The sequence below is a fragment of the Roseibium sp. genome (assembly GCF_051016195.1).
Lineage (GTDB): Bacteria > Pseudomonadota > Alphaproteobacteria > Rhizobiales > Stappiaceae > Roseibium.
The window spans coordinates 1278407-1301322 of the sequence record NZ_CP134616.1 but is presented as its reverse complement, the minus strand read 5'-3'; the positions used below and the strand labels follow the sequence as shown (position 1 = coordinate 1301322).

At 58.0% G+C, this 22916-nt stretch carries 19 protein-coding genes; 11 read left to right on the top strand and 8 right to left on the bottom strand.

Translation table 11 applies throughout. The annotated features are described in order from the left end of the window. Positions 1–48 precede the first annotated feature (48 nt). Positions 49–513 carry a maleylpyruvate isomerase N-terminal domain-containing protein gene (locus RDA78_RS05910; protein WP_434054427.1) on the top strand — a complete coding sequence of 155 codons (465 nt, stop codon included), beginning with the start codon at positions 49–51 and terminating at the stop codon, positions 511–513. Between the two features lie 128 nt (positions 514–641). Here the strand turns inward: RDA78_RS05910 and RDA78_RS05905 are convergent, their stop codons facing one another. Together RDA78_RS05905 and RDA78_RS05900 are read right to left on the bottom strand one after the other, a co-directional pair. Beyond that, positions 642–878 (bottom strand): hypothetical protein, encoded by a 237-nt coding sequence (locus RDA78_RS05905; RefSeq protein WP_434054426.1) that lies wholly within the window; start codon positions 876–878, stop codon positions 642–644. Then, complete coding sequence (locus tag RDA78_RS05900) at positions 875–1669, bottom strand: aldo/keto reductase (protein WP_434054425.1); 795 nt, start codon at positions 1667–1669, stop codon at positions 875–877. The genes RDA78_RS05905 and RDA78_RS05900 overlap by 4 nt, the downstream gene beginning before the upstream one ends. Before the next feature lie 97 nt (positions 1670–1766). Between RDA78_RS05900 and RDA78_RS05895 the strand changes: the two genes are divergently transcribed. From RDA78_RS05895 to RDA78_RS05875, 5 genes are all read left to right on the top strand, one after another. Further along, positions 1767–2690, top strand: coding sequence for a LysR family transcriptional regulator (locus RDA78_RS05895; RefSeq protein ID WP_434054424.1), 924 nt, complete (start codon positions 1767–1769; stop codon positions 2688–2690). Between the two features lie 73 nt (positions 2691–2763). Continuing rightward, the gene (locus RDA78_RS05890; RefSeq protein WP_434054423.1) at positions 2764–4110 is read left to right on the top strand and encodes an MFS transporter; all 1347 of its coding nucleotides are present in this window, start codon (positions 2764–2766) and stop codon (positions 4108–4110) included. Between the two features lie 118 nt (positions 4111–4228). Continuing rightward, complete coding sequence (locus RDA78_RS05885; RefSeq protein WP_420334372.1) at positions 4229–5137, top strand: LysR family transcriptional regulator; 909 nt, start codon at positions 4229–4231, stop codon at positions 5135–5137. A 141-nt stretch (positions 5138–5278) separates the two neighbouring features. Beyond that, the gene (locus RDA78_RS05880; RefSeq protein WP_434054422.1) at positions 5279–6475 is read left to right on the top strand and encodes an efflux RND transporter periplasmic adaptor subunit; all 1197 of its coding nucleotides are present in this window, start codon (positions 5279–5281) and stop codon (positions 6473–6475) included. 32 nt (positions 6476–6507) lie between these two features. Next, complete coding sequence (locus RDA78_RS05875) at positions 6508–9672, top strand: efflux RND transporter permease subunit (RefSeq protein WP_434054421.1); 3165 nt, start codon at positions 6508–6510, stop codon at positions 9670–9672. Between the two features lie 71 nt (positions 9673–9743). Here RDA78_RS05875 and RDA78_RS05870 read toward each other — a convergent pair whose 3' ends face one another. Continuing rightward, positions 9744–10355 carry a hypothetical protein gene (locus RDA78_RS05870; RefSeq protein WP_434054420.1) on the bottom strand — a complete coding sequence of 204 codons (612 nt, stop codon included), beginning with the start codon at positions 10353–10355 and terminating at the stop codon, positions 9744–9746. 108 nt (positions 10356–10463) lie between these two features. Then, positions 10464–11003 carry a YybH family protein gene (locus RDA78_RS05865; protein ID WP_434054419.1) on the bottom strand — a complete coding sequence of 180 codons (540 nt, stop codon included), beginning with the start codon at positions 11001–11003 and terminating at the stop codon, positions 10464–10466. Positions 11004–11529: 526 nt separating this feature from the next. Between RDA78_RS05865 and RDA78_RS05860 the strand changes: the two genes are divergently transcribed. After that, positions 11530–13140 carry an FAD-dependent oxidoreductase gene (locus RDA78_RS05860; RefSeq protein ID WP_434054418.1) on the top strand — a complete coding sequence of 537 codons (1611 nt, stop codon included), beginning with the start codon at positions 11530–11532 and terminating at the stop codon, positions 13138–13140. A gap of 88 nt (positions 13141–13228) precedes the next feature. Here the strand turns inward: RDA78_RS05860 and RDA78_RS05855 are convergent, their stop codons facing one another. The 3 genes from RDA78_RS05855 to RDA78_RS05845 all read right to left on the bottom strand — a co-directional run bounded on the left by RDA78_RS05855 (position 13229) and on the right by RDA78_RS05845 (position 15616). After that, positions 13229–13735, bottom strand: a complete 507-nt coding sequence (locus RDA78_RS05855) for a YdeI/OmpD-associated family protein (RefSeq protein WP_434054417.1) — start codon at positions 13733–13735, stop codon at positions 13229–13231. A gap of 94 nt (positions 13736–13829) precedes the next feature. Beyond that, positions 13830–14723 carry a helix-turn-helix transcriptional regulator gene (locus tag RDA78_RS05850; protein ID WP_434054416.1) on the bottom strand — a complete coding sequence of 298 codons (894 nt, stop codon included), beginning with the start codon at positions 14721–14723 and terminating at the stop codon, positions 13830–13832. Continuing rightward, positions 14720–15616 (bottom strand): helix-turn-helix domain-containing protein, encoded by an 897-nt coding sequence (locus RDA78_RS05845; RefSeq protein WP_434054415.1) that lies wholly within the window; start codon positions 15614–15616, stop codon positions 14720–14722. Before RDA78_RS05845 ends, RDA78_RS05850 begins: the two co-directional genes overlap by 4 nt. 335 nt (positions 15617–15951) lie before the next feature. Between RDA78_RS05845 and RDA78_RS05840 the strand changes: the two genes are divergently transcribed. Then, on the top strand, positions 15952–16377 hold the full coding sequence (locus RDA78_RS05840; RefSeq protein ID WP_434054414.1) for a hypothetical protein: 426 nt from the start codon (positions 15952–15954) through the stop codon (positions 16375–16377). Between the two features lie 74 nt (positions 16378–16451). Here RDA78_RS05840 and RDA78_RS05835 read toward each other — a convergent pair whose 3' ends face one another. After that, positions 16452–17327, bottom strand: a complete 876-nt coding sequence (locus RDA78_RS05835; protein WP_434054413.1) for a helix-turn-helix domain-containing protein — start codon at positions 17325–17327, stop codon at positions 16452–16454. A gap of 383 nt (positions 17328–17710) precedes the next feature. On the opposite strand from RDA78_RS05835, the gene RDA78_RS05830 reads away from it, so the two are divergent. From RDA78_RS05830 to RDA78_RS05820, 3 genes are read left to right on the top strand one after another with little or no spacing between them, the layout of a single operon-like run. Then, positions 17711–18343, top strand: a complete 633-nt coding sequence (locus RDA78_RS05830; RefSeq protein ID WP_434054412.1) for a hypothetical protein — start codon at positions 17711–17713, stop codon at positions 18341–18343. After that, positions 18340–19512 (top strand): efflux RND transporter periplasmic adaptor subunit, encoded by a 1173-nt coding sequence (locus RDA78_RS05825; RefSeq protein WP_434054411.1) that lies wholly within the window; start codon positions 18340–18342, stop codon positions 19510–19512. The genes RDA78_RS05830 and RDA78_RS05825 overlap by 4 nt, the downstream gene beginning before the upstream one ends. A gap of 5 nt (positions 19513–19517) precedes the next feature. After that, the gene (locus RDA78_RS05820; protein WP_434054410.1) at positions 19518–22694 is read left to right on the top strand and encodes an efflux RND transporter permease subunit; all 3177 of its coding nucleotides are present in this window, start codon (positions 19518–19520) and stop codon (positions 22692–22694) included. The last annotated feature ends 222 nt before the right edge of the window (positions 22695–22916 follow it).

The window sequence follows — 22916 nt, the reverse complement described above, 5'->3', positions numbered from 1 at the left end:
GGAGCCCGCTATGATGCCCCGAACGCACCGCATGAAGACCTTTTGCTGATGCGACGCGGCACCGCCTACTTTGCCCGCAACCTCAATGAACTCGCGGATCCGGACCTGGGTGAAGCAAGCCTTGTTCGAAATTGGACAAGGCGGCGGCTCGTTGCTGAAGTTAGTCTCCACGCCCGGGCTTTGGCGATCGCCCTCAAGGAACTTAGGGAAGAGCTATCCGACGAGGAAGCGGCTTGGAGACCCGACCCGGAATTTGCCGCGACGCTACCACCGCACGCCTTGCGCTATCTTTATCACCATTCGGCCATTCACCTGAATGTCGAGTTTCGCGACCTTTTGGAGAAGAACTGGGATAAACAAATCGCGCCGAATTCAAAAGCGCGAGTTTACGTCCGAACCTTACCGCTTCAAAGAGCACAATTGATTTGGGTGGCAGCCCGAAACCTTTTGGCTGAGGTGAAGGTCTCAGACCTGCCTGAACACATGCGTCGCTTGAGTGAACTCAAGTTTTGAGAGTATCTCTAGCCTCAACTCCTTATCCTGCGGACTAAAACCTGAAGAGTGAGGGTGACAATTGAAGCTCTGTTCGCTAAGCCGGATGTCTTCTTGAAGCGGTCGTTTCTTCAGACACCTTGTTTATGTTACCGGGTCGCGCCCGGACCGGATGTTCCGCTCAGCCACCAGCGCAGGCGCGCGGTGGCGAAGGGCATGGTGCCGTAGACCATCGCGGGGACCATGATTAGCGACAGAACCAGAGTTCGCAGCGGTATGGCCACATCGCTCAAGAGCGGTTCAAGCACGGCAAGCAGGACCGTGATCATCGGATAGACGACCAGCCATGTGAGCAAGGCTATCTTGTGTTTGCTGGGTTTTGTCATCTCTGTTTCTCCTGACCGGCTTGCTCTGCGATGTCCCAGGCGCGCCAGTTGTCTTCAAGGTGCGCGATGGAGGTTGTTCCGGGAATGACGATGATGTTCGGCGCATGGGCAAGCAGCCACGCGATCGCCTGTTTCGGCTCAAGCCTTGCGCCCGCCTTCATGGGATTCGCGCCAAGCGGACCATAGGGAATGAACGCAATGCCGCGCTCTGCCGTAAATGCAACAAGGTCCTGTTGGCCGGTTTCGGCCATATTGAACCGGTTCTGGACGCTCGCGACCGGGGCGACTGTGAGCGCGCGCTCAAGGTCGCTCTTGGTCACATTGGAAAGCCCGATGTGGCCTATGCGCCCGTCCGCCTTGGCCTCCGCGAGAGCTGCCACAGAAACTTCGACCGGTGTTTCGGGATCGAGCCTATGCAGCTGGAACAGGTCGATCCGGTCGCGGCGCAGATTGACGAGGGCCTTGTCGATCTGGCGCAGAAGCGTGTCCCGCGACCCGTCCGTGACGATGTTGCCGGGCGTAGGCTTGTCGACGCCGCCCTTGGTCGCGATGACCGCGAACCGGCCTTCCAGGGCTTCGCCGACGATCCGGTCAGCCGTTTCCGGTCCATAGGCCCAGGCGCTGTCGAAGAAGTCGACGCCCAGATCATTGGCGCGGCGTAGCAGCTCAACTCCCTGCCGCCAGTCGGGATAGGGACCGAAATTACCCGGCTGTCCGGTCAGGCGCATCGCGCCATAGCCAAGGCGGTTGACGGTCAGCTCGCCGCCGATCTTGAAGGTTCGATTGATCATTGCTCATCTCCTGATGCCGTGTTGATGCGGACAAGATGATCGTTGGATGCTTCCCCGTGTAGCCAATTAACAAGAGTATCTGTTATACGTATTGAGTATGAGCAAAACTCTCGACCGCCTGTCGCTTCTGGAAACCTTCGTTCGCATAGCCGAGCGGGGATCGATCAGCGGCGCGGCGCGGGACCTTGGCCTTTCACAGGCATCGGCAAGCCGGCACCTGCAAGAGCTGGAAAGCCGGTTCGGGCTGCAGCTGATGCGGCGGACGACCCATTCTCTCGCACTGACACAGGCCGGGTTGGACCTCTTGCGTGATGCCCGGAGCCTCCTGACCGGTTGGGACGCGTTGCGGGAAACGCACTCAGGCACCGACAGCGCCGTCCGCGGCCCGCTGAAAGTGGTTGCTCCGGTCGCCCTCGGTCAGCTTTATCTCGCCGACATCGCCGCCGACTTTCAGATGGCGCATCCGGAGGTTTCACTGACCTGGGATCTGAACGACCAGCCCATACGCTTCGCGGAAGTTGGATGTGACTGCTGGATCCGGATCGGTCGCGTGCCGGACGAGACCCTGGTCATACGGGAAATAGGACGCGTCGAGAGACTGGTCGTGGCAAGTCCCGGTCTCCTGGCCGGGTTCTGCCCCGTGACACAAGACTTGGTTTCCGGGCTGCCTTTCGTCGCCTTGTCGCCGTTCGAGGGAGGCCGCATAAGCCTTCGCGACACACAAGGCCGGGATCTGGCGTTCGAACCGCGCATCAGTATGGCGACCAACAACATCTTTGCCGTTCACAGGGCCGTTCTGAAGGGGGCAGGAGCTGCCATTTTGCCACGCTGGTTCGTGCAGGCGGATCTCGACAACGGACGCCTGACCGACATTCTGCCCGCCTGGCGCGCGGCAGAACTCCGGATCAATGCGGCCTATCTCCCGGCAGGACGGCAGCCAAAACGGCTGTCATCGTTTCTGCGGTGTGTTACGGACCAGGTCGCCCTCGTACCGGGCATCGGTGCATCCGAACCACGTTGATTTTCCGGTGCAGTGTGCGACCATTCGGTGACGGGCAACCGATTGACGGTGCGGAAAAGGCAGACGATCCGACATGGCAAATACCGTTTCCGATTTGATGCCGTCACCCATGCCGTCGATCCTGCCCATTCTCTCGGTCAACTTCGTTGGAACGCTGGGTTTTTCCATCGTCGTTCCCTTCATGGTTTTCCTCGTGACCGATTGGGGTGGCAATGCGCTTGTTTACGGAGTGCTTGCCTCGACCTATTCAGCGTTTCAGCTTATCGGCGCGCCGATCCTCGGCAAATGGTCGGATCAGATCGGCAGGCGCAAAGTGCTGCTGGTGAGCCAGTTGGGCACGCTGGCGTCCTGGGTCGTGTTCCTTATCGCCTTTTACCTTCCCACCGATGCGATCATCCAGGTTGAATCCGGCCTCCTGGGGCAATTCGCGCTGACCCTGCCGCTGATCGTGCTCTTCTTTGCGCGCGCGGCGGACGGTCTCACTGGCGGGAATGTTTCGGTCGCAAACGCTTATCTTGCCGACATCACTGATGATGCTCACCGGACAGAGAATTTCGGCCGGATGGCCATGTCGACAAACGCGGGGTTCATCCTTGGGCCTGCGCTTGCCGGGCTACTCGGCGCGAGCTTTCTTGGGGAAATGCTGCCCGTGATCGCCGCGCTGCTGATCTCCCTCGTCGCAAGCGTCCTGACGTATCTCGGACTGACGGACACGCATGCCGGCATGCTGCGGACCAAGCCGGGCCTCTCCAACGCCTGCAAGGTGTTCGGACAGGATACCAAGGAGGCTTACCGTCTGACGGGATGCGCCGAAACGCCGAAGACGGACCTCATGCGCCTGCCCGGGATTCCGCAACTCATGCTCGTCAACTTTCTGGTGATGCTGGGGTTCAGTTTTTTCTACATCGCCTTTCCGGTTCATGCAGCCACGCGGCTGGATTGGACCGTGACCGACACCGGCATCTTCTTCGCCGTCCTGAGCCTCTTCATGATGCTCGTCCAGGGACCGCTGCTCGCCCGTGCTGCCGAGGTGGTGTCTCAACGCGTGCTGGTCTCCTGCGGCGGACTGGTGCTCGGTCTCGGCTTCGTCGCTCTCTTCTGGAACACGACGCCCAGCATCTATCTCGCGGCGCTCCTGATCGCTGTGGGCAACGGGCTCATGTGGCCGACGTTCACCGCCGTTCTGTCGACATTCGCCGGCAACGAACACCAGGGCGCAGTTCAGGGAATGGCGAGCAGTCTCAGCGCCGCAGCAAGCATCATCGGTCTGATTGGCGGCGGTCTGCTTTATGACTGGATGACGTCCTGGGTGTTCCTGGTATCCGCGGCAACGATCATGCTCGCCGCTCTTGTCGCGTTTACTCTGCCACATGCTGGATCGGGGAAACCTGCCGGAGCGGTTGCAGGTGCTGCGACGTGAGGCAATCTGCAGGCGCCTGATCTGAAACCGTTTTACCATCGCGTTCTTTCCATTGCAGGCGGGCCGCAGCGTTCTTTATGATCGCGACCTGAACGTGCCATCCATCAATCGGTGCTAGATGAACAATCTCAACGAACTGCGGGTATTCGTCCAGGTTGCCCAGGCGGAGAACTTTGCCGGGGCGGCGAGGGTGCTCGGCATGACGACTTCGGCTGTCTCGAAAGCAGTCCAGCGGCTTGAGGCGGAAATGGGAGCCAAGCTCTTCACCAGGACAACGAGATCGGTCTCGCTCACCGTGGAGGGAACGCGTTTTCTCGACGGGGCAACACGTCTGCTGAGCGATGCCGACGCGCTCAAGGAGGAATTTGCCGACAGCATTTCGCAGCCACGCGGAAAGCTCGTCATTTCAGCGCCGGCTGTGTTTGGGCGTGTCTGGCTGACCGAACGTGTGCTCGCTTTCATGTGCCGTTACGAGGAGGTCGATGTCGAGCTGAAATTCGAAGACCGTCAGGTCGATCTTGGAACCGAGGGCATCGATATCGCGATCCGAATCGGCGCGCTTGGCGACAGCGCTAATCTGATGACAAGGAAGCTCTTCGACGATCGTGCGTATACATGCGTCTCGCCCGCCTATATCGAGCGATACGGACGGCCCGAAACGCTGGAAGACCTCGAACATCATCGCGGCATCCACTATCGGGTTCAGAACACCGGCCTCTTGTTTCCGTTTCTTTTCGACGAGAACGGTGAAGTCGTGCGCCGCACACTCAATCCGGTCCTGATAGGAAACAGTGTCGATGCTTTGCGTCAGGCGGCCGAACAGGGGATCGGCATTGCCCAGTTGCCGAGCTTTCTTGCTCTGGAAGCCTTTGAGGCCGGACGGCTCGTCGAAGTTCTCGAAGACAAGAGGCTGAATAACTTCCCTTATTCGATTATCTACCTCAACCGGCAGCTTGTTGCCCCCCGTGTCAGGGCATTTGTTGATTTTCTGGTCGCCGATCCGCCGAGCTTCGTTCAGGCGCTGTAAGAGCGGAGATGCATACAGCTCTTTGATTGCGTCCTATCAGGAAACACTGAGCGTCTTGGCTTCCGGCTAATCAGGAGGCAACTCCGAACCCATCTCCCTTCCCATGCGCGGGGCACCGCCCCGCAACGAAAGGAGACCGGAATGCCAAAGTCCAGCAAACTTTTAGCAGGTGCCGCACTGGCCGTATTCTACGGCGCCGGTGCCTGGTATGCCGGAGAGCGCATCAGCGACATGCCGTTCGTCGCATCTGTCGAAGCGTCGGCACCGGCCCAAGAAGTGCCGCTTCCGGTCGTCGACGTGGTGGCGGCAGATGCACGATCCATCACCGAGTGGGACGAATTCACCGGCCGGTTCGAGGCGGTCGATGAAGTGTCGATCAGAGCGCGCGTGTCGGGTTATCTCGATGAAGTTCACTTCAAACCGGGCGATATTGTTGAAAAGGGCGATCTTCTTTTCACGATCGATGCGCGCCCGTTCGAAACGGCGCTCGCCGAAGCCGAAGCCAGGCTGAGTGAAGCAAGGGCCGCGGCGCGCCTTGCTGAAAAGGAACTGGACCGTGCCGAGCAGCTCATCGAAAACGGGCATACAAGCCGGTCTGTTCTGGACGAGCGTGTCCACGAGGCGGAAATCGCAGCGGCAAGTATCGAGGCCGCCGAGGCTGCTGTTTCGCGCGCCAGGCTCGACCTTGGCTTCACCCAGATCCATGCACCGGTCAGCGGGCGGATTTCGGATGACTTTGTCAGCCCCGGCAATCTGATCGCCGCCGGCGCGGGATCTGGTGCTCTGACGACCATCGTTTCCCTCGATCCGATTCATTTCGTCTTCGACGCGACGGAACAGCAGTATCTTGAATACATGCGTGCGTCCGCATCGTCGGGGCTAAGGGAAATTGCCGGAAAAACACCGGTTGACGTGCGGCTCATCGACGAAGCTGATTTTGCCCATGGCGGTTCCATCGACTTCATCGACAACCGGATCGACCGGTCCACGGGCACCATTCGCGGCCGCGCCGTGTTCGAGAATCCGGATGGGGTTCTGACCCCCGGCATGTTCGGACGCCTGCGTCTTGCAACGGCTGAGGACACCCGCCGCGTGCTCATTCCGGAGCGGGCGATCGGGTCCGATCAGACCACGAAATTCGTCTGGGTGGTCGACAACACCGGGACGGTGTCGCGCAAGATCGTCACGCTCGGCGACCGATACGCTGACGAACGCGTTGTCGAAGGTCTTTCAGAAGGCGAACGGGTGATTGTCTCCGGCCTGCACATGGTGGGTGCCGGTGCACAGGTTACGGCCCGATTGATTGAAGAACCAACGGTTCAGATGGCGAAGCGCTAGGCGCGCATCGTATATCAGGTGAGGACAAATTAATGAAACTTCCCCAGTTTTTCATAGACCGGCCGATATTCGCCGTCGTGCTTTCGGCCTTCATCACAATCGTTGGCGCACTCAGCTACTTCACGCTGCCGATTGCGCAATATCCGGAGGTGGCACCCCCCACCGTTCAGGTCCGGGCACAGTATCCGGGTGCTTCCGCCGAAACGATCGCGTCAACGGTGGCGACCCCGCTCGAACAGCAGATCAACGGCGTTGAAGGCATGCTCTACCTGTCTTCGCAGGCCACCGGCGACGGCAACCTGACGGTCACCGTCACGTTCGAGCTCGGCACCGATCTCGATGCAGCTCAGGTTCTGGTACAGAACAGGGTGGCCATAGCCGAACCGCGCCTGCCGGCGGAGGTGCAACGACTCGGAGTGATTACCCAGAAAGCATCACCGGATCTTTTGCTCGTGGTGCACATGTTCTCGCCGGACGGCTCCAAGGACGACCTTTACATCACCAATGCCGCTCAGCGCGTACGCGACGAACTTACGCGTCTTGGCGGTGTCGGCGACATCACCATCTTCGGTGCACGCGACTACGCCATGCGGATCTGGCTCGATCCGGAGCGCATTGCGGCACTGGATATGACACCCGGCGAAGTGCTCTCGGCTCTGCGGAGCCAGAATGCCCAGATTGCATCCGGCCTGCTGAACCAGCAGCCGACCCCGACAGCCTCTGCCTTTGAGCTCTCCGTTCAAACGGCGGGCCGACTGGCATCGCCTGAGGAATTTGAGCGGGTCATCGTCAAACGGGGGGATGACGGCAGGATCGTTCGGCTGAGCGATGTCGGCCGCGTCGAGCTTGGTGCGGCGGACTATACGACCCGCGCTTATCTCGACCGAAATCCTGCCGTCGCAATGGTCGTGAACCAGCGCCCCGGAACCAATGCGCTTGCGACGGCCGAGGAGGTTCTGAGCACGGTCGAACGGCTGAGCCAGGACTTTCCCGAAGGCCTGGCCTACGACGTGATCTACAATCCAACCGAGTTCATTCAGGCTTCGATTGACGCAGTTGTTGCCACAATGATCGAAGCGGTGCTGCTGGTCGTTGCCGTGGTCCTATTGTTCCTTGGCACATGGCGTGCCGCCGTAACACCGATCCTCGCGATCCCGGTCTCTCTGGTCGGCACATTCGCGGTCATGTCCGCGCTTGGCTACTCGATCAACAACCTGTCTCTGTTCGGCCTTGTTTTGGCAGTCGGCATCGTCGTCGATGACGCGATCATCGTGGTGGAAGGCATCGAGAAACATATCCGCGATGGCCTGAAGCCACGTGAGGCGGCGCGCAAGACCATGACTGAAGTGTCGGGCGCATTGATCGCAACGTCGCTGGTCCTTGCGGCTGTGTTCATCCCGACGGCGGCTGTCGCCGGCATTTCCGGTGAATTCTACCGCCAGTTCGCGGTGACCATCACGGTTGCAACGGCAATCTCGCTGTTCGTCTCCCTGACCCTATCGCCGGCATTGGCAAGCCTTCTGCTGCGGCCGCATGGTGAACAGAAACCCGGTCTTCTGATGCGGCCGATGGTCTGGGCGCTGTCAAAATTCGACAGCGGGTTTGACCGTCTGTCTTCCGGTTATGCGACGACAACCAGGCGGTTGGTCCGGGCACCGCTGATCATGCTGAGCCTCTTTGGCGGACTGCTGCTCCTGACGGATCATCAGTTCTCCAAGGTGCCGTCCGGCTTCATTCCAGAGCAGGATCAGGGTTACTACATCACCGTCGTGCAACTGCCTCCCGGCGCTTCGCTTGAGCGCACGGATGCCGTCGTTCGCAACGCGGTCGACGAACTCCTGGATATCAAGGGCGTCGAGCATGCCGCCGTGTTTGCAGGCTTCAACGGGGCCACGTTCACGACCGAGTCGAACACGGGCGTGATCTTCTTTACCACCACGCCGTTCGCCGAACGCGAAACAAAAGGCATCGTTGCCGAAGAGGTCCTGTCTGAAGCGCGCCAGCGGATGGCAGCCCTCAATGACGCGGCGATCTTCGTCATCGCCCCGCCGCCTGTACGCGGCATCGGAACGGGTGGCGGCTTCAAGATGATGCTGCAGGACACGGGTAACGTTGGCCCCGCTGCGCTGGAACAGGCCGCAAGAGCTCTTTCTGCCGAAGCCAATGCGGATCCGGGCCTCGTTGCGGTCTTCTCGCTCTATTCGACCGGTACTCCGCGCGTTTGGGCAGAGATCGACCGTGAGCGGGCCGAGATGCTGAACGTGCCCATTGCGTCCGTCAACGAAGCGTTGGAAGTCTACCTCGGTTCGGCTTACGTCAACGACTTCAACCTGTTCGGCCGCACTTACCGCGTGATCGCACAGGCCGACGCTTCGTTCAGGGAGACCGCCGAGGACGTGGCCCGATTGCGGACACGCTCTGAGGATGGTGCCATGGTCCCTCTTGGAGCCGTTGCGACGTTTGAAAACACCACCGGGCCGCTGCGCCAGCCGCGCTACAATCTGTATCCGGCCGCGGCTGTCCAGGGTCAGACAATGCCCGGCGTGTCATCGGCAGAGGCTGTGGAGAAGATGGAAGCCATTGCCGAACGCGTGCTTCCGGCTGGTGTCTCCTACGAGTGGACGGAACTGAGCTATCAGGAAAAGAACACGGATGACACGGCGCTTCTGGTGTTCGGCTTTGCGGTCCTGTTCGTCTTCCTGGTGCTTGCGGCCCAGTATGAGAGCCTGGCCTTGCCGTTGGCTGTCATCCTGATCGTGCCGATGGTGCTTCTGTCCGCGATCACCGGCATCTGGCTTGCCGGCCTCGACAACAACATTCTGGTTCAGATCGGGTTTGTGGTTCTCGTCGCGCTGGCCTCGAAAAACGCGATCCTGATCGTCGAATTCGCCCGCCAGGCGGAGACGGAAGGGCTGAACCGATGGGATGCAGCTGTCAGGGCCGCACGGACACGTTTGCGCCCGATCGTGATGACCTCGCTCGCCTTCATCCTCGGAGTCGTTCCGTTGATGATGGCGACCGGAGCAGGTGCGGAAATGCGCCAGGCCCTCGGCACGTCGGTCTTTTCCGGAATGCTCGGTGTGACGCTCTTCGGTCTGCTGTTCACGCCCGTGTTCTACGTCATTGTCCGCACTTTGGAAGACCGTATCGCCGGAATGCGGAAAGGAACCTCCGAAGGACACGCGCAAGAAGCATAGGCAAAAGCTCACGACGTCTGACATCCTCACCTAAGGCGTCCCGGAAGAGCGCGGTCCAAAGGCCGCGCTCTTCATTTTTCGAACAAATAAACAGTGTCGCCGGTTTCGACGGTGTGATTGCCGGTTGCAGCTCGGAAAATTCGGTTCACACAGTGATTGTCTGCCAATGCACTCGATATCTGAAAAGGCGCTCGCGCTTTGGCGCGAGGCGAACAGATATCAGCTTTATCGGGAATGACGAGATTTACCCGAATGTCCTTGTTTTTAAGCTCCTTCGCGAGGGTGCGCGTCATGGTCTGGGCGAAGTGAAGCACGCCAAGTTCAGCCGGATGCATTTTGTCTCCGCAGCGATCGTCTTTGACGGCGAAGAGGCAAATGGAACCTCCTGGCGAGGAGGTGCATTGCGTGACAAGTCGAAGGAAGTTCCAAAGGAAATTGATGTTCTGGGACAGTGATTTGTCAACCGAGGTCCACTCTTGAACCCTGCCCGGGGGATGATTTGCGCACCCATTGAAAATGTCTGCAACGACGATGTCGAAGTCTCCGCACAGATGGGGCGCACCAAGTGTTTCGGCGCCGAGCTGTGCAGTTTCCGGCGTGTAGCCGCTATGCGCGATCTGCGCACCAACTTTGTGAAACCTTTCGGCAAGGGCAGTGCGCAGGCCGTGGTTTTCACACGCCATCAGGATACGTTTGCCGGCAAGTTCAGACAGTGGTTTTCTCCAGGGCTGGCAAGTGCGGACGATTTTGCAGTTAGCAATTGAAGGTCGAACCCAACGGTTCGAAACCGTTCACGCTCTATCGGCAAGCATTGCGTCCACTTCGTCGACACCGGGAAAAGGCAAGGCTGATGAACCGTGCTCGTGTACGATAAGCCACTGGTCGCCTCGCTTCTCCAGAATGAGTGTGACACGCCCTTCGGGCATTTCGATAAGCGTTCCGTCACGCGTTTCTCCGCCACCGGTCAACGAAATCGTCGACCAGGCGATGTTCCCGCTTATGTGCACTTTCAGATCGTCGTTTGCCTTGAGCCACCAGACCTTGGGAACGGTCATGAACTTTCGATAATATGCCTGTGCTGACGCCCAGTCCCGGAAGCCGTCATGAGGGCGCCCGAAGTCAAAGGATGAAAATGTCTCGTCTTGCGCGTAGATGTGCCTGAAATTATCGAGATTGAAGGGTTCTGAAGGGTTTGTTCGCCAGCTCTCGATCCAGCTAAGGGTGCGCTCGATAATTTGCGCTCGGTCGCTGTTTGCCAAAGGCGAATTGTCTGTAACGTCAACAGCAGCACTTGCCTTGACTGAGAACGTGGTGATTGAGCTTTGTTTCATCGGGTTTCTCCATTCGGACCGGCCATGACTTCCATGAATGTCGGCTACAGCCTTAAAGTCGGAAGCACTCTTCTTTGATGGACCCATGGACCATGCTGGCACCGCGAAACCCGAGGAGGGGTTCGAGGATTGCCGCAGGTGTCGCGGCGCCGAGGCGGCGAATTCGGCCAAAGCAGTGATGTCTGCTTTTCAAATCGCGCTCGCCAAGCGTGTCGTCCCGTCCTCCTTTCTGCCTGGTCTTGGGCCCGCGGCACATAGTTTTGGGCAGGATCGTTTGCTGGTCTTTCAGCCAGTTTTGCGATTCCAGAAGTTCGTTTTTCCGCCGCCCAGCCTGACCGGGACAGCGCGTGCGCACCCTCAAGAACACGGATTTGCGAAGCTGTTCTGGCGCTGCGCAAATCTGAAAGACAACCGAATACGTCACCTTTAGGATCCGTCCTCGGTCATGGATTTTCGTGGCTTATGGCGACAGGGCATCTGCGGATATGCGGATTGCAAATTGATCGTCGTCCAGGGAGACAATTGGATGGAAAGCTTTGCAGCGAACCTTCGTGAAATGACCCGAACACCCCTTCACGAAAGCCACGTACAAGAGCTTACGACGCTGGGACGGGAAGTGCGCTTTCAAACTGGCGAGACCATCGCGGATGTCGGGGATTCAATGGATCACTTCTATTACATCCTGGAAGGGCGGGTCGAGTTGATGGATCCCTATACCCGCGAGGCCTATTTCCCAACCAGTCTCGGTCCCACGCAATTCATCGGTGACATTGCGTTTTTGAACAATGGCGCGCACAACTTGCCTCTGCGCGCAAAGGAGGAGACCCTGGTCCTGGCGGTTCCGCGTGGTGAGATGCTGGAGGCAATGGCGCGCATTCCCGAGATGTCGGATATCGTGATCTCGGTGTTTGCCGCCCGCAGGAGACGGCAGATCGAGGAGAACGACTCCTCATTGGTGCTGATCGGGGCCGATTACGATCGCAATGTTCGCCGCGTTGCCGAGTTTGCGACGCGTAACAAGATACCGTTCCGGATGATCGATCTCGGATCGAGCGACGCTCAGGAAATCGCAATGAGTTGCCGTCTGAGTAAGCGTCAGCCCGCGGTGGTGTTTGGCCACAATCGTGTCCTGGATCCGCCGACGCCTGCTCAGCTTGCGGCCGTACTCGGCCTGGAACAGAGCTTCAAGTGTGACGAAACCGTCGATGTCCTGATTGTCGGGGGAGGACCGGCAGGTGTCTCTGCGGCGGTTTATGCAGGCGCTGAAGGCCTGTCCGCGCTCCTGGTCGAGGACATTGCCGTCGGAGGACAGGCGGGAACATCCAGCAGGATCGAAAACTACATGGGGTTTCCGACCGGAATATCCGGTTCGGATCTTGTCTGGCGCGGGGAAGTGCAAGCCTTGAAGTTCGGGACACGCTTCATGCGTCCGCGACGTGCTGAATCCCTGCGAAGGCAGGCCGACGGTACGTTTTGCGCCACACTGGATACCGGTCAGGAGCTTTGTGCACGCGCGGTTGTCGTGGCAACGGGCGTCCAGTACCGCAGGCTGCCTCTGCCGCGCCTTATGGACTTCGAGGGACTGGGGGTCTATTACGCGGCGACCGATATGGAGGCACGCTACTGCATCGGGAGTGACGTGATCGTGGTCGGCGGCGGCAATTCGGCCGGACAGGCTGCAATGTATCTTTCGCGAAAGGCCCGGCATGTGCACGTGCTGGTGCGCGGGCCGAGTCTGGCGACGTCAATGTCGGATTATCTGCTGTCGAGGCTTCAAACAGACCCGGCCATCACCATCCACTACAACGCGCAAATCAAGTCGCTCGAAGGCGATTGCAAGCTCGAAGCTGTGGTCGTTGAGCGTGAGGGAGAAGATTGGCGCGTTGAGTGTCCCGCCGCGTTTCTCATGGTCGGGGCCGAACCCAATACCAAATGGCTTGCTGCAACGTGCAACCTTGACCAGAAGGGATTTGTGCAAACAGGCCTTTTGGCGGAACACGCGTCGCCGTTTGCAACATCATGTCCGGGCCTGTTCGCTGTTGGTGATGTGCGTGCCGGCTCCGTAAAACGCGTTGCCTCCGCTGTGGGGGAAGGATCGGTTGTCATTTCACATGTCTGGGAGTACCTGAACGCCTGATGGGGAGCCTGGCACGGGTCTGCTCTCGCAATTCTTGGGGGTTTCACTGCCTGAACAAAAATAGCGCGAAGCGGTAGACGGATCAGAGCTATTTGCGTTTCAGGTCCCTGATTGAACATCCCGCCAAAATTGCCGCGGTTGCTTCACTTATGCGTTTTTGTTCTGTTTTCGGTGTCTTCGCAGATGAAACGTGAACCGCGAACATTCGTTTCTTGCCGGCAGTCAGTTCATCCCAGTGCCTCGTCAGCTCGAGATCGGAGTCGATCGCCAGCTTGAGAGCGTCCGGAACGTCGACATGGTTCTGGTCGTCGACCCTGAAGCGCATCTCAACGACATCGCCGACATCAACACCCGTATTGGCAGTTACCTTCGGAGACACAATGAAATACCTGCGCCCGTCTCCAACCGGGATCCAGGCCCCACGCACCGGAACATCGGCAATCTCGCCCTCCACCCGTAGACGCGGATATTCGCTATAGGGAAGACCGGTTTCCAGCTCGGGCGGCAGGAACAGGACCTTGTACATGACGACACGCGTTTTTCCGACACCATGGCGAGAAATTTCGGCTTCGAACGCATGCGTGAAGTAACTCATGCCTGCAGCCCGGATTTCCGGGTTTGCTCATTGCAAGGCCCGGATGCCATGACAGCCAGATTGGCAGGTCCCGCATTTTCCAGGCCGCGAAAGGTCAACCGTCGGTCTCCCTGCGGTAGCGGGCGGGGGAGACACCCAGTTTGCTGGTAAAGGTGTTTGTCATGTGCTGCTGGCTCGAAAAGCCGCACGCATAGGCTATCTGTGCAATAGGTTCGTTTGAATTCAGGAGTTTGTCCCGCGCGCGCTCGATGCGTGCGTCAAGCACCAGCTGGTAAAGCGTTCTTCCGGTCTTGGAAACGATCGCGTGTTTCAGTTTGAGCTGCGGCCAACCAAGTTCAGATGCAATGGATGCAAGGGTCGGCGGCTCATACTCGTGGTCACCTATCAGTTTAATGATCCGCTGAAGCTCGCTGTCGGAAAGACTTGGATACCTGTGCGTGTTCTCGGCATCCGCAAGAGTAAGCAAACGTTCGATGACGAGGAGTTGCAGCGCTTCGGAGCGCAGAATGGATGTCGGTGCCGTCGTTCCGGCGGTCTTCCAAAGCGCAAGCAGGTCTCGCCGAAGACGCACATCTGAAAAGAGGGGGCCGCAAAGGCTGTTGAGTTGAGCAGGATCCAGACCGGTGTCCGCTGTTGCCGATTTCAAGTGGTCTTTAGGCAGGCTCAACAACAGCAAATCGTGTGGACCAGGACAGGAATATGCGATCGCCGTATCTGGCGGCGCGAGACAAAAGACGCCGGTTTGTGAGCGCTGACTGCGTGACCAGTACTTTCCTTCCAGGTCCCACCTGAACTCCATGTCCGCTTTCAATACGAACTGCAGCACAAATTCCGGAACCGCGGCATCTTTCATCTGGTGCGGTGCTTGGCGGATCTCGATCATGTCGAGACGGTCGAAACCGGCTGTTCTGTGATTTCTGGGGAACGTCGCGTAGTCTGATGTCTCGATGAATTCGCGAAGACTATTCGCTGTCTGTGGGCTGCTCACGGGCCAAACTCCTTGCGATATCGGGCAGGAGACGTGCCAAGTTTGGACGTGAAACTATTGGTCATGTGCTGTTGGCTCGAGAAGCCGCATGCATATGCGATGTTTGCAATCGATTCCTTGGTTTCGGCCAGCATGCTACGGGCTCGCGCGATACGCCTGCCCAGGACAAATGCGTGCGGGGTCTCGTTGAAGCAGCGCTTAAAGGCTTGAAAAAAGTCGGCGACAGGTCTGTTCACGACCATCGCAAGGGTTTTGACCGATAGATCGGTGTCGAGAAGATCATCGATCGTTTCTATAAGGATCGCTTTTTCTTTGTCGGAGAAGTCCTTTTTGGACCGAGGCGGTGTCGTTTTGCTAGAAAGACGCAAAAGCCGCGCTGTTATCAACAACAGCGCTCCCTCGGTAAACAAGGTTCCATGGTCGTCCTGGCTGCCCATTTCATCGAACAAGTTGCGCAAAATGGCAGCCAGCATCGGATCACGGGCACCGTGCTCAAAGATGGGCTCCAACTTAGTCAGAAGGTTTCTTTGTTCCATTCCGCTGAGGTCTGCAAGGCGCGCGAGTTCAATCGCAGAAAAGAGCCCGGTATGATCGCGGTCAACCGTAACCTGTAACGGCTCACCTGGCAGCTTGAAGAGAAAGCCGTCCGGTACCCACGTTGCGCGGTAATCTGCGGCCATGTTGTTGAAGTCCAACGGAACAGCCGTCGCGCCCGCGTTTTGAAAAACAACCAGCTCAGGCGTAGGTGGATCCGGATAGTCACCGGCGGGATGTTGCGTCAGCGTCGACGATACGCCGCGGTTCTTGTCATACGATCGATCAATGACGTATTCGCGGTATGGTCCGTCGCGATACCAATCGTAGTAGTTCTGTGTGTGCAGATGGTGCGACACGTCTCCGGGCTTCCCTCCTCATCGACGCTATAATGATAGGGCCAGCGGGCATTCTTTCAATGACGTAACGTCAATTTCAAGAAGGTGCGGGTAAACGAAAAAGAAGCGCGCAGCACCTGGAAGGGAGGTAGCGACGCTGGTGCTGCGCGCGGCTCCAAAGCAGGCGGATTGGAGCTCTCCGGAGCTTAATTCCGCTGTTCGCTGTCTTCTTTCACAAAAATCCTGTTTTCAGCCAATTGACCACCCTCGGAAAGTAACTGTAAGCGGCACATTTTTGAAAGAGGACGATGTTCGTGTTGTTTAAGCTGTTCTCCTGAATTTCGTTGGAAGAAGAGATGGTCGACACGGTCATTGTGCGCGGGCTTTTGCGGATCTTCGCCGGAACGGTGGTGCTTGCGCACAACATCACTTTTTCAGCTTGGCGAAGAGCCTCCGTTGATGACGACCATCTTGCCGAGATCCTGAAGGACGATCGCGTATTTCTGGAGGGTGCAACGACCGATATCCTGGGACTCTGCAACGAAATCGGATGCTCCCTTCCTGGGGATTTCATGGGGCTGTCAAAGTTCTCGTCCATCCCGGTCGGGTCCTGCGTCGAAACGCACGCTATGCGAACCAGGTTCAGGAAAGACCATACGCAAATGGCAGATGACGCAATATTTTTGCTGAGGGTTGTGCCATTCGAAACGCTGCCGATCTCGAAACCGATCCTCTCCCAACATTCGGCTGCGCACGAAATCTGGTCAAGGCGGTGGGGCTGAACATCACAAAGACGCGTGCCGTGAGCATGTCTTGAAAGAGCGTCGCGCGGGTGACAAACGATCCGTTCAATGCTTTACCTCTCTTTGGCGGTTTTGGTCCTGTCGGCGGTAAAATTGTCCCGGTATCGCCCGGGCGTCACACCCAACACCTCCTTGAAACTCGAGGTCAGGTGGGCTTGAGACGAGAAGCCGAGCGCATAGGCGATTTCGGAAATCGGCAGGTCGCTGTCTTTCAGCAATTCTCGTGCACGACCGATGCGGCGCTCAATCACATAGCGCTGAGGAGTGCATCCGATACTTGCACGGAACTTTCGTGAAAACGCGCTCGGCGTCATGTCAAAACGTTTTGCCAGTGCTGCAACACGGACCCCATCTTCTATCTGAGCATCGATCTCGGACAGAACGCTTCTGAGTGTCCCATTCGTGAAAACGGTCAATTGATCGTTTGCCGACATGTTGGTCGACGCTCCGATGGCATGAGACAGCAGGAGATCGGTTACCGCACCCAGGAACGTGGAGTTCGGGCAGGACGGCTCGAAGAGATGCCTGCGGATGGTCTGCGCAATCAAGGCTATGTCGCCATGCCGGTGTTCGACAACGAGATCGGGCAGCCGCCATTTTTTTGAGCCGCATTGCGAAAGAAGCTTTGCGGCCCTGTTCGCGGTGACGGAGATATAGATATGCTCGATGGCAGCCGACTGCCGGGCGTTGCGGGTTCTGCCGGAGGGCAGGTAACTCAGGCAAAATGCGCGCCGCACCCGTCCGACAGCGCCTTGCCCTCTCTCAACAATTGTCATGTCGCCCGAGGCCAATGGGATCAGCAGCACGCATCTGACTGGATCGATCCGTGCTTCAAACGCGGTGGCTTTGGTCACCGCCGCATAAATGTCCTCGGTCGATGCGTGCGCAATTGGCTCCGGCAAACCATGATCGGGAGACGGAACGATCATCGGTTCGCCTCCAACGCGCGAAACAAGTGCATGTCGGTTTGGTCTTCCATGCCCCCTACATGGCTCAAGTCACACCGTCTTTCTTACAAGCAACGCGTTTTTACAGATTTCTGCACGAACGGAGGCTCAAGCACGATCGAGAAGCCAGGCATAACAGGGCAAGTCACTCGTTTTTAAGGGGAGAACAGGCGAGTGCTCGCGGTTCAAGCGCTTACGTGCGCACGCCGAGAAGCGCCCGTTTCTCATCCGGTGTGCAAGTTTTTGTAAGCCGCTCAAATCTGGAAGAACGCAGATGGCCGTTAGCGCAGACTGGCCACGAGCCGATGGGAGCGTGGTTTCCAACTGGCTTGTCACTCGGGATAATCCACGTGAGGACAAGGGTAATGAACACCACTGAAGGCATGGGCAGTGACCTTCCGTCAGTACCCGGTGATCGCGGCTTCGGTAGTCCGTCCCCGCGGGGTAACATTTCTCCTCTGGTTTCGTTTCGCGGCGCGGTCTCTCTGAAGCCGCAAGCTGTTTGCGACGCTGAAACCAATTGCATACTTGAAGACTGGAACGCACGCAGGAGCATGACCCATGCCTCGCTGGAGCTCTTTCATCGGCTCGGCGACGCCTGCATGTTGGTTGATGCCGACTGTCGGCCCGCCGGTTACCTTCCGGACGCACAATCCAACACGCTTTCGGAGACGCTGATCCGGGAGTTTCTATTTCCCGATGGGCTCCGGTTGCTCCGTCCCGGTCCGGCCTTCGTCCTTCGCGCACAATACAGTCTGATCGCGCTGCAAGGATTCTGGCACTTGCTGGTCTGTCCCATTCCAGACCCAGGTACCGACATCCCGGTCGGCGCAATTGTCGTCCACATAGACCGTCACCTGACAGATCGAACGGGTGGGCGGCGTTTGCATCAGGATCTTGGAAGGGTGGATGTTCCCGGACCCGATGACCCGCTCACAGAAATTCCGAAAATTGCCGCGCAGCAGCAGCCGCAGTCGGGACGGAGGACGAATTCATGACGCTGAGTGGAGTGGGAAAGTCGGGAAAGCTCCGGTCGGCGCTGCGTTTCCTGATGGTGTTGTTGGTCCTTTTTTCGTTGCAGGACCCGGCGCGCGCGCAGCAGTCACAACCGCCTGCGGTTGTCGTTTCCAAACCCATCGCTGAATTGGTCGTTGATTGGGACGAATACACGGGACGCTTTCAGGCGGTTCAAACCGTCGACTTGCAAGCCCGCGTGACCGGATATCTCGCGGCCATCCACTTTGAAGACGGACAGCTCGTCGAAGAAAACCAGCTCCTTTACACGATCGATCAGCGTCCCTTCAAGCTGGCGGTCAAACAGGCGAACGCACGCCTGCAGGCAGCTGAAGCGACGCGCGACTTGGCTTTGCTCGAATTCGAGCGAGCGAGAGAGCTGTTCAACCGGAACGTCGGCCCGCAGAGCGCGGAACAACGCACGTCTGCCGCCTACCAGGAAGCCCTGGCAAACGTCGCCCTGTCCGAAGCGGAGCTCGAAATCGCAGAACTGGAACTGCAATTCACACAGATCCGGTCACCGATCAACGGTCGCATCGCGGAAACACAAATCGATATCGGCGATCTTGTCGTCGGTGGCCCCTCAGGGGCGACTGCTCTGACAACAATCGTCAGCGTTGACCCAATCGAGTTCGTTTTCACTGCGTCGGAAGCCGATTTCCTCAAATACGCGCGTCTCAACGCGACCGGCGAACGCGGAACGTCGCGGACAACGCCCAATCCGATTTTTGTCCGGTTGCAGGATGAAACGGCCTTTGACAGGGGAGGCGCCATGGACTTCGTCGACAACCGGCTTGATCCGAACTCCGGAACCATTCTTGGGCGTGCCGTGTTCGAAAACCCGGAAGGCTTCCTGCAGCCCGGCCTGTTCGGCCGCGCCCGTTTGTTGGGCTCGGGAGAATTCGAGGCTTTGCTGATACCAGACTCCGCGATCGTTGCCGATCAGGCGCGTTCCATCATCTACGTCGTGAATGAAAGCAATGTCGTCGAGACCCGGCAAGTCGTGAGGGGTGAAATCTGGTCTGGCCTACGGATCATCCGGTCCGGACTGAGTGCTGAGGACAACGTTGTCATTTCGGGTCTGCAGCGGGTGCGTCCAGGCGGTCAGGTCTCGCCGGTGCTTGAGCAGATTGCATTTCCGGCGGCGGAGTAATCCTGATGGAGAAGAATAACTTTTTCGTTGATCGCCCGATTTTCGCAGCAGTCATTTCCATTCTCATCGCGCTGATCGGTTTCGTTTCCTATTTGCGGTTGCCGGTTGCTGCCTATCCCGATGTCGTTCCTCCGACGATCCAAGTCACAGCGCTGTATCCCGGAGCCTCTTCCGAAGTCATCGCAGATACGGTCGCAACACCGCTGGAACAGGAAATCAACGGTGTCGAGAACATGCTCTACATGCTCAGCCAGTCGACCAGCGATGGCCGGATGGTGCTGACGATCACATTTGAGCTGGGGACGGATATCGATCAGGCACAGGTGCTGGTGCAAAATCGTGTCGCGATTGCCGAACCGCGGTTGCCCGAGGATGTCCGGCGCCTCGGTATCCAGACGCAGCAGAATTCCCCGAGCCTAATGATGGTGGTCCATCTGCTTTCGCCGGATGGAAGCCGGGACCAGCTTTACATCTCAAACTACGCCCGAACGCAGATTGTCGATCGTCTGCTCAGGATTGACGGTGTCGGCCAGGCAACGGTGTTCGGCGAACGGGCATATTCGATGCGTGTCTGGCTTGACCCGGACCAGATCGCCGCCCGTAATCTGACGGTTGGCGAAGTTGTAAATGCGCTGAGAACCAACAACATTCAGGTCGCATCCGGGGCGTTGAACCAGCTGCCGGTCGAAGATCCCGGGGCCTTTCAGCTGAACATTGAGACCCTTGGACGTCTCGTTGATCCGCAGCAATTTGAGGACATTGTCATTAGCGCCGACGCAAACGGGCGGAAGATCCGCGTGCGAGACGTCGCGCGAGTTGAACTCGGTGCCCAGGACTACAGCACCAACGGTTATCTCGACGAATTCACGGCTCTTCCTATCGGTATTTTTCAAAGACCCGGATCCAATGCGCTTGAGACGGCTGAGGACGTGATCCGGCTGATCGAGGAGCTGTCCGAAGAGTTCCCGCCGGGCATCGAGTTCGACATCATCTATAATCCGACGGAATATATCGAGGAGTCCGTTGAACAGGTTTATGTGACGATCGAAGAAGCGGTCATTCTGGTCGTCCTGGTGATCGTTGTCTTTCTGCAATCTCTTCGCGCGTCGATCATCCCGATCCTGGCAATACCCGTGTCGCTAATCGGCACCTTCTTCGTCATGCAGGTCTTTGGGTTTTCTCTGAATAATCTGACCCTGTTCGGATTGGTTCTGGCCATCGGTATCGTCGTTGATGATGCGATCGTCGTCGTTGAAAATGTCGAGCGATATATCGAAGAAGGGCTCACTGCGCGCGAGGCCGCGCACAAGACGATGTCGGAAGTGAGCGGTGCCCTCATATCCATCGGCCTTGTGCTCTCTGCCGTGTTCATACCGGCTGCCTTCATCGAAGGTATCACAGGTCAGTTCATGCGCCAGTTCGCCATCACCATCGCTGCTGCCACGGCGATTTCGGTAACTGTTGCTTTGACCTTGTCGCCGGCGCTGGCAGCTCTCCTCTTGAAAGACAAGACCGCCCGGGCACCGTCAGGTGTGTTTGCTCGGATCTGGTCGGTCGTCGGGATCCCGTTCCGGGCCTTCGGCCGGGGCTTCAACTGGGTTTTTGACAAGCTTGCAGCTGCTTACGCGTGGCTTGTGTGCCGTTTGGTGAAGGTCACAATCCTGATGCTGCTGATCTATGCCGGTTTGATGTATGCGGCCTATTTCCAGTTCAACAGGGCACCGACCGGGTTCATACCGGATCAGGATCAGGGCTACCTGATCACCGTTGTGCAATTGCCTGCAGGGGCATCGCTGACACGCACGGATGCCGTCATACGCGAGGCCAGCGATTTGTTGCGCGGCATGGATGGGTTTTCGCACACGGTCGCCTTTGCCGGCCTTGATGGCGCGACTTTCACGAACGCGCCGAATGCGGGCGCGATTTTCGTTGTGACTGATCCCTTTGAAGATCGTCTGCCAAAGGGGCTGACGAATGATGTGCTGATAGGCCGGGCGTTTGCCGAGCTCTCCAGCATTACCGACGCGATCCTTTTTGTCATAGCACCGCCACCCATCCGGGGTATCGGCAATGCCGGTGGGTGGACGCTTTACCTTCAAGACGAGCGCGGGCGAGGTCTTCGTGCGCTGGAAGCTGTGACACTGGACGTCGTGCAGACGGCAAACCAAATTGAAGGCCTTTCGCAGGTTTTCTCGCTCTTCAATACGGCGACACCGAAGCTGTTTGCAGATATCGACCGCGTCAAGGCGGAGGAACTGGGCGTGCCGCCTGATCGCTTGTTCGAAACGTTGCAGGTCTATCTTGGCTCGGCGTTTGTGAACGACTTCAACTTCCTCGGCAGGACCTACAGGGTGACGGCGCAGGCCGAGGGGCATTTCCGGGATGAGCCGCAGGATGTTCTGGATCTGCGAACCCGGTCCGATAATGGCAGTATGGTGCCGATCGGTTCGGTTTCGGTTCTCGAACAGCAGACGGGGCCTTACCGTATCGCGCGCTACAACCTCTTTCCCGCAGCCTCCGTGCAGGGGTCGACACTTCCCGGTGTGTCAACAGGGCAGGCGATCGCGACACTTGAATCAATACTGGACGAGCGCTTGCCGGACGGGTTCGGGTATGAGTGGACCGGCCTCACGCTGCAGGAAAAACTAGCGGGGAACACGGCAATCATCGCCTTTGCCCTTGCCGTTGTCTTTGTCTATCTGCTTCTGGCTGCGCTGTACGAAAGCCTCTTCCTGCCGCTTGCAGTCGTATTCATCGTCCCGATGTGTCTTTTGGCCGGGATCACAGGTGTCATGCTCAGAGGTCTCGACAACGACATTCTGGTGCAGATCGGCTTTGTCGTGCTGGTTGGACTTGCGTCTAAAAACGCGATCCTGATCGTGGAGTTCGCGCGCCAGGCCGAAGAACGCGGCCTGTCGCGGATCGACGCGGCTGTCGAGGCTGCTCGCCTGCGCTTCCGTCCGATCCTGATGACGTCATTCGCGTTCATTCTCGGCGTTGTGCCCCTGCTTCTTGCACAGGGTGCTGGCTCTGAAATGCGGCAAGCGCTCGGAACCGTCGTTTTCTTCGGAATGCTTGGCGTCACGTTTTTCGGTCTTTTGTTCACTCCGGTTTTTTACGTCGCGTTTCGATGGCTGGAGCTCAAACTTGTGACACCGCCAATCAAAAGCCAGTCGGTATAGCGCTCTGTTATCGCGTTGAAATTGCGCTACGCTTTGAAAGGAAGGGTGGTGCCGGAAAGTGTTTCCAGACAGGCTGTTGAGGTTATGCATAGGAACCCCACGTCCGCCGATGCGGGCGCTTGAAAGTCCCAGCACCGGACAAAAAAAGACCGCGTATAGATGTCATCCATAGGCACAACGATGCAAGTCTCGGTGTGATCAGGCTCCCGCAACCAATATTAG

Excerpts from the sequence above, each read along its gene's own strand:
- RDA78_RS05895 (WP_434054424.1), top strand. The coding sequence starts at position 1,767 with ATGAGCAAAACTCTCGACCGCCTGTCGCTTCTGGAAACCTTCGTTCGC.
- RDA78_RS05885 (WP_420334372.1), top strand. The coding sequence starts at position 4,229 with ATGAACAATCTCAACGAACTGCGGGTATTCGTCCAGGTTGCCCAGGCG.
- RDA78_RS05880 (WP_434054422.1), top strand. The coding sequence starts at position 5,279 with ATGCCAAAGTCCAGCAAACTTTTAGCAGGTGCCGCACTGGCCGTATTC.
- RDA78_RS05855 (WP_434054417.1), bottom strand. The coding sequence starts at position 13,735 with ATGAGTTACTTCACGCATGCGTTCGAAGCCGAAATTTCTCGCCATGGT.
- RDA78_RS05835 (WP_434054413.1), bottom strand. The coding sequence starts at position 17,327 with ATGATCGTTCCGTCTCCCGATCATGGTTTGCCGGAGCCAATTGCGCAC.
- RDA78_RS05825 (WP_434054411.1), top strand. The coding sequence starts at position 18,340 with ATGACGCTGAGTGGAGTGGGAAAGTCGGGAAAGCTCCGGTCGGCGCTG.
- RDA78_RS05870 (WP_434054420.1), bottom strand. The coding sequence starts at position 10,355 with ATGGCGTGTGAAAACCACGGCCTGCGCACTGCCCTTGCCGAAAGGTTT.
- RDA78_RS05865 (WP_434054419.1), bottom strand. The coding sequence starts at position 11,003 with ATGAAACAAAGCTCAATCACCACGTTCTCAGTCAAGGCAAGTGCTGCT.
- RDA78_RS05875 (WP_434054421.1), top strand. The coding sequence starts at position 6,508 with ATGAAACTTCCCCAGTTTTTCATAGACCGGCCGATATTCGCCGTCGTG.
- RDA78_RS05840 (WP_434054414.1), top strand. The coding sequence starts at position 15,952 with ATGGTCGACACGGTCATTGTGCGCGGGCTTTTGCGGATCTTCGCCGGA.
- RDA78_RS05860 (WP_434054418.1), top strand. The coding sequence starts at position 11,530 with ATGGAAAGCTTTGCAGCGAACCTTCGTGAAATGACCCGAACACCCCTT.
- RDA78_RS05900 (WP_434054425.1), bottom strand. The coding sequence starts at position 1,669 with ATGATCAATCGAACCTTCAAGATCGGCGGCGAGCTGACCGTCAACCGC.
- RDA78_RS05910 (WP_434054427.1), top strand. The coding sequence starts at position 49 with ATGCGACGCGGCACCGCCTACTTTGCCCGCAACCTCAATGAACTCGCG.
- RDA78_RS05830 (WP_434054412.1), top strand. The coding sequence starts at position 17,711 with ATGAACACCACTGAAGGCATGGGCAGTGACCTTCCGTCAGTACCCGGT.
- RDA78_RS05890 (WP_434054423.1), top strand. The coding sequence starts at position 2,764 with ATGGCAAATACCGTTTCCGATTTGATGCCGTCACCCATGCCGTCGATC.
- RDA78_RS05820 (WP_434054410.1), top strand. The coding sequence starts at position 19,518 with ATGGAGAAGAATAACTTTTTCGTTGATCGCCCGATTTTCGCAGCAGTC.
- RDA78_RS05905 (WP_434054426.1), bottom strand. The coding sequence starts at position 878 with ATGACAAAACCCAGCAAACACAAGATAGCCTTGCTCACATGGCTGGTC.